General features: G+C 61.8%; 15 protein-coding genes. 12 read left to right on the plus strand and 3 right to left on the minus strand.

Annotated features, from left to right (window positions below):
• Positions 1-367 precede the first annotated feature (367 nt).
• Positions 368-562, minus strand: coding sequence for a hypothetical protein (locus BLV09_RS05130; protein ID WP_100382118.1), 195 nt, complete (start codon positions 560-562; stop codon positions 368-370).
• Positions 563-804: 242 nt separating this feature from the next.
• Between BLV09_RS05130 and BLV09_RS05135 the strand changes: the two genes are divergently transcribed.
• On the plus strand, positions 805-1818 hold the full coding sequence (locus tag BLV09_RS05135) for a TRAP transporter substrate-binding protein (protein ID WP_167558627.1): 1014 nt from the start codon (positions 805-807) through the stop codon (positions 1816-1818).
• A gap of 3 nt (positions 1819-1821) precedes the next feature.
• Here BLV09_RS05135 and BLV09_RS05140 read toward each other — a convergent pair whose 3' ends face one another.
• Both BLV09_RS05140 and BLV09_RS05145 read right to left on the minus strand, forming a co-directional pair.
• Positions 1822-3114 carry a spinster family MFS transporter gene (locus BLV09_RS05140; protein WP_146686528.1) on the minus strand — a complete coding sequence of 431 codons (1293 nt, stop codon included), beginning with the start codon at positions 3112-3114 and terminating at the stop codon, positions 1822-1824.
• Between the two features lie 48 nt (positions 3115-3162).
• Complete coding sequence (locus BLV09_RS05145; RefSeq protein WP_146686529.1) at positions 3163-4353, minus strand: aromatic ring-hydroxylating dioxygenase subunit alpha; 1191 nt, start codon at positions 4351-4353, stop codon at positions 3163-3165.
• A 130-nt stretch (positions 4354-4483) separates the two neighbouring features.
• Here BLV09_RS05145 and BLV09_RS05150 point away from each other — a divergent pair, with 130 nt between their 5' ends.
• The 11 genes from BLV09_RS05150 to nuoH all read left to right on the plus strand — a co-directional run bounded on the left by BLV09_RS05150 (position 4484) and on the right by nuoH (position 14591).
• On the plus strand, positions 4484-4999 hold the full coding sequence (locus BLV09_RS05150) for a MarR family winged helix-turn-helix transcriptional regulator (protein WP_146690992.1): 516 nt from the start codon (positions 4484-4486) through the stop codon (positions 4997-4999).
• Positions 5000-5219: 220 nt separating this feature from the next.
• Positions 5220-5585 carry an NADH-quinone oxidoreductase subunit A gene (locus tag BLV09_RS05155; RefSeq protein WP_100382115.1) on the plus strand — a complete coding sequence of 122 codons (366 nt, stop codon included), beginning with the start codon at positions 5220-5222 and terminating at the stop codon, positions 5583-5585.
• Complete coding sequence (locus BLV09_RS05160; RefSeq protein ID WP_146686530.1) at positions 5576-6166, plus strand: NuoB/complex I 20 kDa subunit family protein; 591 nt, start codon at positions 5576-5578, stop codon at positions 6164-6166. The genes BLV09_RS05155 and BLV09_RS05160 overlap by 10 nt, the downstream gene beginning before the upstream one ends.
• A 12-nt stretch (positions 6167-6178) precedes the next feature.
• Complete coding sequence (locus BLV09_RS05165; protein WP_146686531.1) at positions 6179-6793, plus strand: NADH-quinone oxidoreductase subunit C; 615 nt, start codon at positions 6179-6181, stop codon at positions 6791-6793.
• A 2-nt stretch (positions 6794-6795) separates the two neighbouring features.
• Entirely contained in the window at positions 6796-7986 is a 1191-nt protein-coding gene (locus tag BLV09_RS05170) for an NADH-quinone oxidoreductase subunit D (RefSeq protein ID WP_100382112.1), read from the plus strand.
• Positions 7986-8948, plus strand: coding sequence for an FkbM family methyltransferase (locus BLV09_RS05175; protein ID WP_167558628.1), 963 nt, complete (start codon positions 7986-7988; stop codon positions 8946-8948). Before BLV09_RS05170 ends, BLV09_RS05175 begins: the two co-directional genes overlap by 1 nt.
• Positions 8949-8961: 13 nt before the next feature.
• Positions 8962-9573 (plus strand): NADH-quinone oxidoreductase subunit NuoE, encoded by a 612-nt coding sequence (nuoE, locus tag BLV09_RS05180; protein ID WP_146686532.1) that lies wholly within the window; start codon positions 8962-8964, stop codon positions 9571-9573.
• A 46-nt stretch (positions 9574-9619) separates the two neighbouring features.
• Positions 9620-10945, plus strand: a complete 1326-nt coding sequence (gene nuoF, locus BLV09_RS05185) for an NADH-quinone oxidoreductase subunit NuoF (protein WP_100382109.1) — start codon at positions 9620-9622, stop codon at positions 10943-10945.
• 5 nt (positions 10946-10950) lie between these two features.
• Positions 10951-11442: a hypothetical protein gene (locus tag BLV09_RS05190; RefSeq protein ID WP_146686533.1), complete on the plus strand. Its 492-nt coding sequence runs from the start codon at positions 10951-10953 to the stop codon at positions 11440-11442.
• 7 nt (positions 11443-11449) lie between these two features.
• On the plus strand, positions 11450-13525 hold the full coding sequence (nuoG, locus tag BLV09_RS05195) for an NADH-quinone oxidoreductase subunit NuoG (protein WP_146686534.1): 2076 nt from the start codon (positions 11450-11452) through the stop codon (positions 13523-13525).
• A gap of 10 nt (positions 13526-13535) precedes the next feature.
• Positions 13536-14591 carry an NADH-quinone oxidoreductase subunit NuoH gene (gene nuoH / locus BLV09_RS05200; protein ID WP_100382106.1) on the plus strand — a complete coding sequence of 352 codons (1056 nt, stop codon included), beginning with the start codon at positions 13536-13538 and terminating at the stop codon, positions 14589-14591.
• The last annotated feature ends 6 nt before the right edge of the window (positions 14592-14597 follow it).

Below are 14597 nucleotides of genomic sequence, written 5' to 3' on the forward strand. Positions count from 1 at the left end.
GCTACGCCTTGGCGTTGTTGTCCATCATGTACGCGTAGCCTGATTCAAACCTGGGACGCTGCAGGCGCGCGATTTGCCGCGTCGCCATTGCTCGCCGGGAACGAGGCCGAGGTGCTGGAAGGCCATCGGGCGGAAATCAGTGTCAGGAGTTCGCTCCGCACCCGATCGAGCACGCTCGCGTAGTCTCGGGTTTCGGTCTGCCTCATGAGGCGCACTGTCGGATACCAGGGACTTTAGTTGCGAGAAAGGCTTGGTGCCGATGGTTGCAAGGCCGCAACGAACGGACGGGCGCTGGAAGCAAAAGGCCGCCCGAGGGCGGCCGTTTTTGCAGCTTGATCCAGATTTTGATCCGGATACTCGATCCGGGCTACCGGACCATCATCGCGTCCGAGTTGGTTACGGCTACCGGCTTTCCGGCCTTAACGACATGCGCGGTCTGGGTGTAGTCGGAACCGGTTCGGGCGAAGATGCTAAACCCCGCCACGGCGATACCGGCCACAAGCGCCACCACCACGATCTTGAGATGCGTCGCCCGGTCCGCTGAGTGAATTGAGTGGTTCATCTGAGCCTCCTGGCGTCTGAGGCGCCAATTTTATGGTCGAGACTTACGCCCGCTTTGTTTCAGCGTGGTTTCGCCGGCTCCCCAAAATGGTTTCGTTGCAATTCTCAAGAGGGCCCTGGGAGCCGGGCAGGGCTGTTACCCGTTCAGCGCAGACGCCTCCGCCGTCAGCCGCCTTGCCGAAAAGGGTGGTTCGGCGGTAATTGCGAACCAGGCGCGATAACGCGCTTGGGAGAGAAACAATAATGAAAATAACCCGCAGGGGTTTGCTCGGCGCGGCATCGACCGCCTGGGCAACCGGCATGCTTGGCAAGCCAGCAAGCGCCGCTGCCGAATTCGAATTCAAGCTTGGCGTCAATACACCGGACGCCCATCCCCTGACGGTTCGCCTGATCGAAGCGGCGCGTACGATCGGATCGCAGTCGGGCGGCCGGCTGAACGTTACGGTTTTCCCGAACAGCCAGTTGGGCGGCGACCCCGAAATGCTGTCGCAGCTTCGCGTCGGCGGTATCGATTTGCTGGCGGCGCCCAGCCTGACGCTCTCGACGCTGGTGCCGCTGTCGGGCCTGCCGAGCATCGGATTCGCGTTTCCTTCTTACGACAAGGTCTGGACCGCGATGGATGGCGGGCTCGGCGATTTTGTCCGCGATGCCATCGGCAAGACCGGCATCGTGCCGATGAAGAAAGTCTGGGACAACGGCTTCCGCCAGATCACGTCGTCGTCGAGCCGCCAATTGAACAGCGTGGAAGACCTCAAGGGGTTCAAGATCCGCGTGCCCGTCACGGCGCTGCTGACGTCGCTGTTCTCCGGGCTCGGCGCGCTGCCGTCGAGCATCAGCTACAGCGAGCTGTATTCGGCCTTGCAGACCCACATCGTCGAAGGTCAGGAAAATCCACTCGCACAGGTTTCGACAGGAAAATTGTACGAGGTGCAGAAATATTGCGCGCTGTCGAACCACTGCTGGAGCGGATACTGGATCATCGCCAACCGCCGCGCGCTTTCCAATCTGCCGCCCGAGTTGCTCGAAATCGTCAACAGCAGTTTCGATGCCGCCGCTGTCAAGGAGCGCGCTGATCTGCTGGAGCTGGACCGCTCGTTACAGGTTGAGCTCACGGCCAAGGGCATGACGTTCAACAAGCCCGATCCGGTCCAGTTCAGGGCGGCGCTGGTGAAAGCGGGCTTCTATGGGCAGTGGCAGAAGACCTACGGCAGCGAAGCCTGGGCGCAACTGGAGCGCTACACCGGTCCGCTGACGTGAGGTTTACGTCGCTCGCTTGATATCTTCGCGAATGAAGCACGCCGCCCATACGAACAGCAACGCGCCGAGCGTGGTGGTGACTGCGGCTGACAGCAGCGAATAGCGCACGGCGTCGGCGCCGTAACTATTCTTCAGCGCATCGTTGATCATGCCGACCGCGAGCGGGCCGATGCCCTGGCCGAAGCAGGTCGCGGTCAACAGGATGATCGCAGAGGCGAGCGCGCGCATGCTCGGGCGCGCGACGGTCTGCGCAATGGCGAAGATCGGCCCGAGATGAAAGCCGACCAGAAACGAGGTCGCCGCCAGCGCGGCGACCATGGTCTTGAAATCGGATGTCAGCATGCACACCGCGAACACCGGGCCCGCCAGACCGGACATGATCGCCGGCGCCCATAGCTTCCAGCGGTCGTCGCGGCGGCTGATTTGAGCGACCACCAGGCCGCCGACCAGCGTGCCTGCCATTCCGAACAGGCCCTTGAAGGTGCCGGCATAGGTTCCGATCTCCGCGCTGCTCAAGTGATGCACGCGGGCGAGGAATGGGGGGATCCAGGCTGCGGTGGCGTAATTGGTGTAGGTCGTGAGGCAAAAACCGATCAGCACGATGACGAAGCTTTGCTGCGAGGCCAGAAAGCCGAGCGTTGGCCCGATCGGCTCTGGTGCGAACGTTTCGGCCCTCGTGCCGCGCCTGGGTTCGGAAACCGTCAGCCACAACACCGCGGCGAGGGCCATGCCGGGCAGGCCGGCGGAGAAGAACGCCGTTCGCCAGCCATAGTGCTGGTTGACGTAGCCACCGAGGAAATAGCCGAGGAACACGCCAAGATAGGTTCCAATAGCGTAGATGCCGAGCGCTCGCGGACGTTCGTTCTTGTCATAGAGATCGGCGACCAGCGATTGCGACGCCGGCGTGCCGGCGGATTCGCCGATGCCGACCCCGATCCGCGCCAACGCCAGCGTTGTCACGCTTGACGCCATGCCGCACAGGAATGTCATGGCACTCCAGAACGCAAAGGCAAGTGCGACGATGTTGCGCCGGTTGAGCCGGTCGGCCATGCGGGCGATGGGAATGCCGAGCAGCGAATAGAACAGCACGAAGCCAAAGCCCGCGAGCAGGCCCATGGTGGTGTCGCTCAGCGTGAATTCTTTTTTGATCGGCTCGATCAGCACATTGAAAATCGTGCGATCGAGAAAATTGAGGGCGTAGATGACGGTGAGCAACCCGAGCACGTAGTAACGGCGCGTGGATGGCACAGAGACGGCGTGCGTTTGTTCGGTCGCTGGCGGTGCGACATCGACCATGGCTTCCCCCTGAATTCTCTTTTTTGTCGTTCGGGACGCGTTCGTCCCTTACGCCTCGCGAATGTAATTCCCCGCCTCGAATTCGACCGGCGGGGCGTTCTGGTCGAACAAGACGCCGATGGGATCGTTCCCCGCGGCCATGGCGTCGAGCTGGTCGCTCAGCATCCGCCGGATCATCAGGATGCCGCGGTCGCTCTGGCCGAAATGCTCCTCGGAATGCAGCGTCAACCGCCCTTGGCCGACCTGCGCTTCATAGTCCCCGGGGAATTGCTGGTGCTCCTGCTCGGTCATGTCCCACCAGAACTTGCCGTTGAATTTCGAACGCATCCGGCCGATGTCGCCGGATTTCTTGACGCGACCAGCGACGTAAATTCGGAACGAGGTGTCGTCGATCGGCAAGGTCCAGCCGATCGATTCGACGCGAGCGAATTGCGCGACCCGCGGATTGGGCACCACGCGCAGGGTAGGCAGCGCGGCTTCGGTCACCCGATAGAACACCTTGCCGTCATCCTGCTTACGGATCGAGCGTACGGTGATGCCGCGCGGCGACATCTCGAACTCCACCTCCGGCATCGAGGCCATCATGTTAGTGAACTGGGGGCCGCTGAACGATCCGTGCAGGACCGGCACGTGGTAGGGGTCGACCACGTTCTCGAAGTGCTGCAACCAGTTGCATGGAATGACGGCCGGGCCGCCACCGCCGATCGAACTGTCATCGGCCTCGACAAATTCGCCCTCGTCCATTTTTTCCAGGGCTTCATAGCGCGGCAGCACCGGCTTTTTCTCGGATGGTCCCATATAGGCGAAGATCAAGCCGTAGCGTTCCCGGACCGGGTACCAGGGCTGGCGAACCTTGTCCTTGAACAGCCCTCCTTCGGGTTCGCAGGGCTGTTCCAGGCAATGGCCCTCGGTGTCGAATTTCCAGCCGTGATAGCAGCAACGGATGCCATCCTCCTCGACCTTGCCATAATAGAGCGTGGTGCCGCGATGGCAGCAGCGCGCATGGAGCAGGCCTGCCCGGCCATGCCTGTCACGGAACAGGATGAGGTCTTCGCCAAGTGCGCGGACCTTTCGGGGAATATCGGTAGCGTCGGTCGCAAGGCCGATTGGATGCCAATAGCGCCGCAGCAGTTCCCCCATCGGGGTGCCGCGGCCGACAGACGTGAGCTCGGTCCGGCTGGTGGATGGTTTCATGGCATAGGCGGTGCCGAGATCGCGATCCCGCTGGGTGGTGTTCACAGCCGATTCCTCCCGCCACGGCTTGCTGCCGCGGTCATTGATATCGCTGGCAAGTGAACTTTAGATAGATGACAATGTCAACGATCTCCAAAACCTTGGCACGGCCAGGCTTTGTTGGCAGAGGTTGGCGATGAATGAGAGATTGAAAAAGCCGCGCTTGCCTGCCGGGGAGCCCGGCGCAGACAGTGAACTCGCGCCGATCACGGCCATGATGTCGTCGCGGCTGATGGTGCTTGCCAATCTCCTGAAGCGGGGAGCCATTCTGCGTTACAAGCGGTTGGCCGGGCTCTCTTCGGTGGAATTCGGGCTGGTCGCCTCGCTGGGACGCCGCCCGCCGATGAGTGTGGTCAGGCTGGCCGAGGCGGTCGGCATGGACAAAGGGCAGATCAGCCGTGCGCTGGCCGAATTGGTTTCACGCAAGCTGGTCTCGAGGGCGGTCAACCCGCGGGATAACCGTGAAGTTCTGGTCAGCCTGACCCGAACCGGGCTGGTCGCTCATGACGCGATTGTGGCAGGCGCGCTGGAACGCAATCAGCGCTTGCTGGAACAACTCGGCCAAGAAGATTTGGTGATATTGCTGGGGCATATCGAACGCCTGACCGCGATCGCTGCTCAAATGCTGGCTGCCGAAAAAGACCTGAGCTGAGCCAACCCGCTTCGCTGAAACAGCCGCCGCACGCGCGCGTACCCGGGGGTGCGGATAGCGGGCCGGCACCGCTTTCGGAGTTTTCCCGTTTGGTCCGGGACCGTTGGGCGCCGTCAAAATAGCTTGTCTTGCGCCCATTGGTGCGCTGCGCTAAGCCTCAGAATAATTCCAATCAACGAATCTGCGGACCGTCAGAAAACCGCAGGAGAAGGCACCGCCGATGACCGGCATCCTGCAGAATTATCTTCCACTTGTGGTCTTTATCGGGGTCGCAGGCCTGATCGGTCTAGTCTTGCTGATTGCTCCGTTCCTGCTTGCCTTTCAGCAGCCCGATCCGGAAAAGCTTTCCGCCTATGAATGCGGATTCAACGCTTTTGACGACGCCCGCATGAAGTTCGATGTCCGCTTCTATCTGGTTGCGATCCTTTTCATCATTTTCGACCTCGAAGTGGCATTCCTGTTCCCGTGGGCGGTGGCTTTCGGAAAGCTGGGCGCGACCGGCTTCTGGTCGATGATCGTTTTCCTGGCTGTCCTCACCGTCGGCTTTGCCTATGAATGGAAGAAAGGCGCGCTCGAATGGGATTGAGCCCCGCTGCCACCACGTCAAGACCCGCGGTCGCGCAGGCCGCGACCGGCATTCTCGATCCCTCGACCGGCAAACCGGTCGGCGCCAACGATCCTTATTTCCTCGAGGTCAATCACGAACTCTCCGACAAGGGCTTCTTCGTTGCCGCAGCCGACGACCTGATCACCTGGGCGCGCACGGGATCGCTGATGTGGATGACGTTTGGTCTCGCGTGCTGCGCCGTCGAGATGATGCAGGTGTCGATGCCGCGCTATGACGTCGAGCGATTCGGCTTTGCGCCGCGCGCCTCGCCGCGGCAGTCCGACGTGATGATCGTGGCGGGCACGCTGACCAACAAGATGGCGCCGGCGCTGCGCAAGGTCTACGACCAGATGCCGGAGCCGCGTTACGTCATCTCGATGGGGTCGTGCGCCAATGGCGGCGGCTACTATCATTATTCGTACTCGGTCGTACGCGGCTGCGATCGCATCGTGCCGATCGATATCTACGTGCCGGGCTGCCCGCCGACCGCAGAGGCGCTGCTCTACGGCGTTCTGCTGCTGCAGAAGAAGATCCGGCGCACCGGGACCATCGAACGCTAAAGGTTTTAAGTAATGGACGACGGCAGGCTCGACGCTCTGGGGCAGACGATTGTTAGCGCGCTTGCCGGCGCCGCGAGCGGTCATTCGGTCGTATTCAACCAGCTTACGGTAACCGTTCAGACCGAAAAGATCGTCGATGTCGTGCGCTTCCTGCGCGACGATCCCGGTTGCCGCTTCGTCAACCTGACCGATGTGACCGCGGTGGATTATCCCGGTCGCGAGAAGCGGTTTGACGTGGTCTACCATTTGCTGTCGCCGACGCTGAACGCGCGAATCCGGCTTCGTGCCGAGGCCAGCGAAACCACGCAGGTCCCCTCGATCATCGACGTGTTTCCCGGATCCGACTGGTTCGAGCGCGAAACCTACGACCTCTATGGCGTGATCTTCACCGGTCATCCGGATATGCGGCGGCTGTTGACCGATTACGGCTTCGATGGACATCCGCTGCGCAAGGATTTCCCGCTCACCGGCTTTGTCGAGGTGCGTTACGACGACCAGGAGAAGCGGGTGGTGTATGAACCCGTCCGGCTCAATCAGGAATTCCGCAAATTCGATTTCCTCTCGCCGTGGGAGGGCGCGGATTATCCCGTTCTGCCGGGGGATGAGAAGGCGGGGCCGAAAGTCTGACCATGAACGAACAGAACCTCCGCAATTTCACCATCAATTTCGGGCCGCAGCATCCGGCGGCGCACGGCGTGCTGCGCCTGGTGCTGGAACTCGACGGCGAAGTGGTTGCGCGGGTCGATCCGCATATCGGCTTGCTGCATCGTGGCACCGAGAAACTGATCGAGCACAAGACCTATCTGCAGGCGATCCCGTATTTCGACCGCCTCGATTACGTCGCGCCGATGAATCAGGAGCACGCGTTTTGCCTCGCGGCGGAAAAGCTGCTCGGCATTGCGGTGCCGCGCCGCGGCCAGTTGATCCGCGTGCTGTATTGCGAGATCGGCCGCATCCTGTCGCATCTTCTCAACGTCACGACGCAGGCGATGGACGTTGGTGCGCTGACCCCGCCGCTGTGGGGCTTTGAAGAGCGCGAAAAGCTGATGGTGTTTTACGAACGCGCCTCCGGCTCGCGCATGCACGCGGCGTTCTTCCGGATCGGCGGCGTGCACCAGGATCTGCCGCCGAAATTGATCGACGATATTGACGCCTGGTGCGAGCCGTTCCTTGGCGTGGTGGCCGATCTCGAGCGGCTCTTGACCGGCAACCGCATCTTCAAGCAGCGCAACGTCGACATCGGCGTGGTGACGCTGAAGCAGGCGTGGGAATGGGGTTTCTCCGGCGTGATGGTGCGCGGCTCGGGCGCCGCCTGGGACTTGCGCAAGGCGCAACCTTACGAATGCTACGCCGAAATGGATTTCGATATTCCGATCGGCAAGAACGGCGATTGTTACGACCGTTACTGCATCCGTATGGAAGAAATGCGCCAGTCCGTGCGCATCATGAGGCAGTGCATTGCAAAGCTGCGCGCGCCGGACGGGCAGGGACCGGTCGCCATCGAGGACCACAAGATCTTCCCGCCGCGCCGCGGCGAGATGAAGCGCTCGATGGAAGCGCTGATCCATCACTTCAAGCTCTATACCGAAGGCTTCCATGTGCCGGCCGGCGAGGTTTACGTCGCGGTCGAGGCGCCGAAGGGCGAGTTCGGCGTCTATCTGGTCTCCGACGGCAGCAACAAGCCCTATAAATGCAAGATCCGCGCGCCGGGCTTTGCGCATCTGCAGGCGATGGATTTCATCTGCAGGGGCCATTTGCTGGCGGACGTTTCGGCCATCCTGGGCTCGCTCGACATTGTGTTCGGAGAGGTCGACCGGTGATGGCGCAAGCGCCAATCCAGTTTGATCGCACTTCGGGGGCGCTCGAAGGAGCCAACCTGTGGGAGCGGACGGCTGCACTGGCGCTGACGACCGGTTCGAAAATATCGTCGCATTTTTCGCATCGCGGCTACAACAGCTGCGCCAATCTGCTGCGCAAGGCGCTGCCGGAGCGCAACATCGCGATCAAGCTCAATTCCGACGCGACATTCGAATTTCCCTACGGCGACGGTTACTGGAGCAAGCTGCTCAATCGTTCGTACCATTATGAGGACGAACTGGAGCTGCTGTTTCGGGACGCCGTGAACGTCGATTACACGCTGCTCGATTGCGGCGCCAATTACGGCTATTGGTCGGTTCTGGTTTCCAGCGCGCCGTTTGGCTCGCACAAGGCGATCGCGATCGAGCCGTCATCGCAGAATTTTGCCAAGCTCAAGAACAACGCCGAGATCAACGGCAATCGTTTCGAGCTGATGAAGTGCGCGATCGGGGCTGTGCGCGGTACCGCGCGGCTGTCCGGCACCAAGCACGAGGCGTTCAGCATCGCCGGCGCCGCGAATGGCGGCGGCGAGGAAGTACCGGTGATCACGCTCGATAATCTGCTCGACGACGGCAAGATTTCGCTTGGCGGAAAATACCTGATCAAGCTCGATGTCGAAGGCGTGGAAATCGAGGCGATCAAGGGCGGCGCGCGTCTTTTGCGGGGCGACAGCGTGATATTGTGCGAGGAACACGGCAACGATCCTCGTCACACGGTGTCGCGCTATATCCTCGAACAGACGCCGCTGAAGTTGATCGTCTACGATCCCAGAAGCAACCGCCTCGAGACCGTTAGCGAGCTTTCGATTCTCGACCGTATCAAGGTTTCATCCCACGTCGGTTATAACGTATTCGGCACCGCAAGCGCGTTTTGGCAGGACAGGATCAATACCCTGAACGCCAACGCCGCGCGCCGCACGCAATGAGAGACTGAGAGAAATGTCCGTCCGCCGCCTTGCACCGAAGGAAGTCCAGCCCGCGAGTTTCACGTTCACGGACGAGAATCTCGCCTGGGCCAAAGCGCAGATCGCCAAATACCCGGAAGGTCGTCAGGCCTCGGCGGTTATCGCGATCCTGTGGCGGGTTCAGGAACAGCATGAAGGATGGGTCTCGGAAGTGGCGATCCGCGCGGTCGCGGACTTGCTCGATATGCCCTATATCCGGGTGCTGGAAGTCGCGACCTTCTACACCATGTTCCAGCTGGAGCCGGTCGGCAAGAAAGCCCACGTCCAGGTTTGCGGCACCACGCCGTGCCGGTTACGCGGCGCCGCCGATCTCATCGAGGTGTGCCAGAGCCGGATCCATCACGATCCCTTCCATCTGTCCAAGGACGGTAATTTCAGCTGGGAAGAAGTCGAGTGTCTCGGCGCCTGCGTGAACGCGCCGATGGTGCTGATCTGGAAGGATACCTACGAGGATCTGACCAAGGAAAGCTTCGGCAAGGTGCTCGATGGCTTTGCTTCCGGCAATCCTCCGAAGCCCGGGCCGCAGAACGGTCGCCAGTTCTCGGCGCCCATCACCGGGCCGACCACGCTGAAAGAAACCACATGATGCGTGCTCACGCGCAGTCCAATCGCTGATCGGGAAGTTTGCAGTCATGCTCGACGACAAGGATCGCATTTTCAAGAACCTCTACGGCCTCCAGGACTGGGGTCTCGAAGGCGCGCGCCGCCGCGGCGCCTGGGATGGCACCAAGGCGATCATCGACAAGGGCCGCGACTGGATCATCAACGAGATGAAGGCCTCGGGTCTGCGCGGCCGCGGCGGGGCCGGGTTTCCGACCGGGCTGAAATGGTCGTTCATGCCGAAGGAATCGACTGACGGCCGGCCGAGCTATCTTGTGGTCAACGCCGACGAGTCCGAACCCGGCACCTGCAAGGACCGCGAGATCATGCGGCACGATCCGCATCTTCTGGTCGAGGGGTGCCTGATCGCCAGCTTCGCGATGGGCGCGCACGCCTGCTACATCTATGTACGCGGCGAATTTATCCGCGAGCGTGAACATCTGCAGGCCGCGGTCGATCAGGCCTATGAGGCCAAGCTGATCGGCAAGGACAATATCAACGGCTGGCCGTTCGACCTCTACGTGGCCCACGGCGCCGGCGCCTATATCTGCGGCGAGGAAACGGCGCTGCTGGAAAGCCTCGAAGGCAAGAAGGGCCAGCCGCGGCTGAAGCCGCCATTTCCGGCCAATGTCGGGCTCTATGGCTGTCCGACCACCGTCAACAATGTCGAGTCGATCGCGGTTGCGCCCGATATCCTGCGGCGCGGCGCGTCGTGGTTTGCCGGCATCGGCCGGCCCAACAATGTCGGAACCAAGCTGTTCTGCATTTCCGGACATGTCGAGCGCCCCTGCAATGTCGAAGAGGCGATGGGAATCCCGTTCCGCGAGCTGATCGAGCGCCATTGCGGCGGCATCCGCGGCGGCTGGGACAATCTCAAGGCGGTGATCCCAGGCGGCTCGTCGGTGCGCATGGTGCCGGCCGAGCAGATCATCGATACGCCGATGGATTTCGATAGTCTGGGCAAGCTGCGCTCCGGTCTCGGCACCGCCGCCGTCATCGTGATGGACAAGTCGACCGACCTGATCCGGGCCATCGCCCGCATTTCCTATTTCTACAAGCACGAGAGCTGCGGCCAATGCACGCCGTGCCGCGAGGGCACCGGGTGGATGTGGCGGGTGCTGACGCGCATGGCCGAGGGCCGCGCGCACAAGCGCGAGATCGACATGCTGCTCGAGGTTACCAAGCAGATCGAGGGCCACACCATCTGCGCGCTGGGCGACGCCGCGGCATGGCCGATCCAGGGTCTGATCGCGCATTTCCGTCACGAGATCGAAGAACGCATCGCCGAATATTCGCATAAGGCGGATATCGACGATGCCGGCATTCTCGATCCCGCGCATATGATCGCGGCGGAGTGATCTTGATGTCGCAAGCGAGCATGTTCTGGTGGCAGAAATACGGAACGCTGGCGCAGATGGCGCAGGCGGCCGTAGCCTTGCTCGGCTTTGTGGCGATCCTGTTTCAGATCAACGAGATCCGCGCCAATAATCGCGCGGCGAGTGCGCGGCAGGCCTTCCTTGGCTATACCGATCTGGCGTTCAAGAATCCGAAATTCTCGGCGCCGGATTACGATGCGATCAAGATCGGCAGCCGTGACGACAGGGTTCAATATGAGAGCTTTGTCTCCTATTTCCTTTATGCCTGCGAGGAAGCGATTGCCGCCTTTGCCGGCCGGCCCGAATGGCAGGCGTCCTGCAACTACGATCTGAGGCCGCATCTGCCGTTTCTCTGTGAGAAGAATACGGCCGAGCCGGCCTATCTCGCGACCTACAGCGCCGACACCCAGCAATGGGTGAAGGCGTCCATGAAGACCGCCAGCGTTACACCACCTGACTGCCAGCTGGGAAAGACTTGAGACAGCAATGACCAAACTCATCGTCGATGGCAAAGAGATCGATGTTCCCGCGGAATATACGCTGCTGCAGGCGTGCGAGGCCGCGGGCGCTGAAATTCCGCGTTTTTGCTACCACGAGCGATTGTCGATCGCCGGCAATTGCCGGATGTGCCTGGTCGAAGTGAAGGGCGGCCCGAAGCCGGTCGCAAGCTGCGCCTGGGGTGTTCGTGATTGCCGTCCCGGTCCCAAGGGCGAGCCGCCGGAAATCTCGACGCGCTCACCGATGGTGAAAAAGGCGCGCGAAGGCGTGATGGAGTTCCTGCTGATCAACCATCCCCTGGATTGCCCGATCTGCGACCAGGGCGGCGAGTGCGACCTGCAGGATCAGGCGATGGGTTACGGCGTCGACACCAGCCGCTTTGCCGAGAACAAGCGCGCGGTAGAGGACAAATATCTGGGCGCGCTGGTCAAGACCTCGATGAACCGCTGCATCCAGTGCACGCGCTGTGTGCGCTTCTCCGCCGAAGTCTGCGGCGCGCCGGAAATGGGCGCGACCGGCCGCGGCGAGGATATGGAAATCACCACCTATCTGGAAACCGCGCTGACGTCGGAATTGCAGGGCAATCTCGTCGATATCTGCCCGGTCGGTGCGCTGACGTCGAAGCCATATGCGTTCGCGGCGCGACCGTGGGAACTGGGCAAGACCCAGTCGATCGACGTGATGGACGGCGTTGGCTCCGCGATCCGGGTCGACACCCGCGGCCGCGAGGTGATGCGGATCCTGCCGCGCGTCAACGAAGCGGTGAACGAGGAGTGGATCTCCGACAAGACCCGCCACATCGTCGATGGCTTGCGGACGCAGCGGCTCGACCGTCCCTATATCCGGGAGAACGGCCAGCTCCGTGCGGCGTCATGGTCCGAGGCGTTCGGCGCGATCGCGGCGAAGGTCGGCCGCATCGACGGCAAGCGGATCGGCGCCATCGCGGGCGATCTTGCGGCGGTCGAAGAGATGTTCGCGCTGAAGGAATTGCTGGCGAAATTCGGCTCGGCCAATCTGGCCGTGCAGGGCGGCGAGGCCTTCGATCCGAAGGCCGGTCGCGCTTCCTATATTTTCAACCCGACCATTGCGGGCATTGATCAGGCCGATGCGCTTCTGATCGTGGGCTCGAACCCGCGCAAGGAGGCGGCCGTTTTCAACGCGCGCATCCGCAAGCGCTGGCGCAGCGGTCAGCTCAAGATCGGCGTGATCGGCGCCAAGACCGACCTTACCTATCCCTATGATTATGTCGGCGCTGGCACGGATTCCCTGAGCGATCTGGCCGCCGGCAAGCACTCCTTTGCCGATGTGCTCAAGGGCGCCAAGAATCCGATCGTGCTGGTTGGTACTGGCGCGTTCGCGCGGCATGACGGCGCTGCGGTGCTGGCGCTCGCCGCAAAAGTCGCGAACAGTTTCGGCGCGCTCAAGGACGGCTGGAACGGTTTCGGCGTGCTGCAGGACACGGCTTCGCGCGTTGGCGCGCTCGATATCGGCTTTGCGGCCGGAGCAGGGGCCTTGAGCGCGGCGCAGATGACGACGTTCGGCACGCTCGACGTCCTGTTCCTGCTCGGCGCCGATGAAATCAAAGTGCCGGATGGCACCTTCGTGGTCTACATCGGCACCCATGGCGACCGTGGCGCCCACCGCGCCGATGTCATCCTGCCGGGGGCCGCTTACACCGAAAAGCAGGGGCTCTACGTCAATACTGAAGGCCGGGTGCAAATGGCCAATCGCGCATCGTTTCCGCCGGGAGACGCCCGCGAGGACTGGGCGATCATCCGCGCGCTGTCGGACCCGCTCGGCAAGAAGCTGCCCTTCGATTCCCTTGGCGCGTTGCGGCAGGCGATCTTCAAGGCGGTGCCGCATCTGATGCGGGTCGACCAGATCGAAGCCGGCAACGCGGCCGATCTGAAGACCTTGGCTGGCAAGAGTGGCAGTGTCGAAAAAGCGCCATTCAAGACCTCTGTCGAGGATTATTACCTGACCAACCCGATCGCGCGCGCGTCTGCGGTCATGGCGGAGTGCTCCCGCCTGGCTTCCGGACACATGCTGACGGCAGCCGAGTGAGCGTGACCTGATGGCTGAATTCTGGACCAGTACGTTGTGGCCGCTGATCATCATGGTCGCCGAGAGCCTGTTGCTGCTCGTCGTGCTGTTGATCGCGATCGCCTATATCCTCTTGGCCGACCGCAAGATCTGGGCGGCGGTGCAGATCCGGCGCGGCCCCAACGTGGTCGGCCCATTCGGTCTGTTCCAATCCTTTGCCGACCTGCTGAAATTCGTGCTGAAGGAGCCGACTATTCCCGCCGGCTCCAACAAGGGCGTATTCCTGCTGGCACCGCTGGTGTCGTGCGTGCTGGCGCTGGCGGCCTGGGCCGTGATCCCGATGAATCTCGGTTGGGTGATCTCCGACATCAATGTTGGCGTGCTCTACATCTTTGCGATCTCCTCGCTGTCGATCTACGGCATCCTCATGGCCGGGTGGTCGTCGAACTCGAAATACCCGTTCCTGGCCGCGCTTCGCGCGGCGGCGCAGATGGTGAGTTACGAGGTCTCGATCGGGTTCGTCATCATCACGGTGCTTTTGTGCGCGGGATCGCTCAATCTCTCGAGCGTGGTCGAAGCGCAGAACACCCGTGGTTTCGGCGGCCTGATCGGCCTGCCGCAACTGACATTCCTGAACTGGTACGTGTGGCCGCTGTTTCCGATGTTCGTGATCTTCTACGTCTCGGCGTTGGCGGAGACCAACCGTCCGCCGTTCGATCTGGTCGAAGCCGAATCCGAACTGGTCGCGGGCTTCATGGTCGAATACGGCTCGACGCCGTACCTGTTGTTCATGCTCGGCGAATATGTCGCGGTCACCACGATGTGCGCGATGGCGACGATCCTGTTCCTGGGCGGCTGGCTGCCGCCGATCGCGCTGCCGCCGTTCACCTGGGTGCCAGGGGTGATCTGGTTCGCGCTGAAGGTTTTCTTCATGTTTTTCCTGTTTGCGATGGCGAAGGCGATCGTGCCGCGCTACCGCTACGATCAACTGATGCGGCTCGGCTGGAAGGTGTTCCTGCCGCTGTCACTGGCGATGGTGGTGATTGTCGCCGGCGTGCTGCAATTCGCGGGGATCGCGCCGAAATGAGGTCGC

Source organism: Bradyrhizobium canariense (assembly GCF_900105125.1).
Taxonomy (GTDB): domain Bacteria; phylum Pseudomonadota; class Alphaproteobacteria; order Rhizobiales; family Xanthobacteraceae; genus Bradyrhizobium; species Bradyrhizobium canariense_A.

Excerpts from the sequence above, each read along its gene's own strand:
- BLV09_RS05130 (WP_100382118.1), bottom strand. The coding sequence starts at position 562 with ATGAACCACTCAATTCACTCAGCGGACCGGGCGACGCATCTCAAGATC.
- BLV09_RS05135 (WP_167558627.1), top strand. The coding sequence starts at position 805 with ATGAAAATAACCCGCAGGGGTTTGCTCGGCGCGGCATCGACCGCCTGG.
- BLV09_RS05140 (WP_146686528.1), bottom strand. The coding sequence starts at position 3,114 with ATGGTCGATGTCGCACCGCCAGCGACCGAACAAACGCACGCCGTCTCT.
- BLV09_RS05150 (WP_146690992.1), top strand. The coding sequence starts at position 4,484 with ATGAATGAGAGATTGAAAAAGCCGCGCTTGCCTGCCGGGGAGCCCGGC.
- BLV09_RS05155 (WP_100382115.1), top strand. The coding sequence starts at position 5,220 with ATGACCGGCATCCTGCAGAATTATCTTCCACTTGTGGTCTTTATCGGG.
- BLV09_RS05160 (WP_146686530.1), top strand. The coding sequence starts at position 5,576 with ATGGGATTGAGCCCCGCTGCCACCACGTCAAGACCCGCGGTCGCGCAG.
- BLV09_RS05165 (WP_146686531.1), top strand. The coding sequence starts at position 6,179 with ATGGACGACGGCAGGCTCGACGCTCTGGGGCAGACGATTGTTAGCGCG.
- BLV09_RS05170 (WP_100382112.1), top strand. The coding sequence starts at position 6,796 with ATGAACGAACAGAACCTCCGCAATTTCACCATCAATTTCGGGCCGCAG.
- BLV09_RS05175 (WP_167558628.1), top strand. The coding sequence starts at position 7,986 with ATGGCGCAAGCGCCAATCCAGTTTGATCGCACTTCGGGGGCGCTCGAA.
- nuoE (WP_146686532.1), top strand. The coding sequence starts at position 8,962 with ATGTCCGTCCGCCGCCTTGCACCGAAGGAAGTCCAGCCCGCGAGTTTC.
- nuoF (WP_100382109.1), top strand. The coding sequence starts at position 9,620 with ATGCTCGACGACAAGGATCGCATTTTCAAGAACCTCTACGGCCTCCAG.
- BLV09_RS05190 (WP_146686533.1), top strand. The coding sequence starts at position 10,951 with ATGTCGCAAGCGAGCATGTTCTGGTGGCAGAAATACGGAACGCTGGCG.
- nuoG (WP_146686534.1), top strand. The coding sequence starts at position 11,450 with ATGACCAAACTCATCGTCGATGGCAAAGAGATCGATGTTCCCGCGGAA.
- nuoH (WP_100382106.1), top strand. The coding sequence starts at position 13,536 with ATGGCTGAATTCTGGACCAGTACGTTGTGGCCGCTGATCATCATGGTC.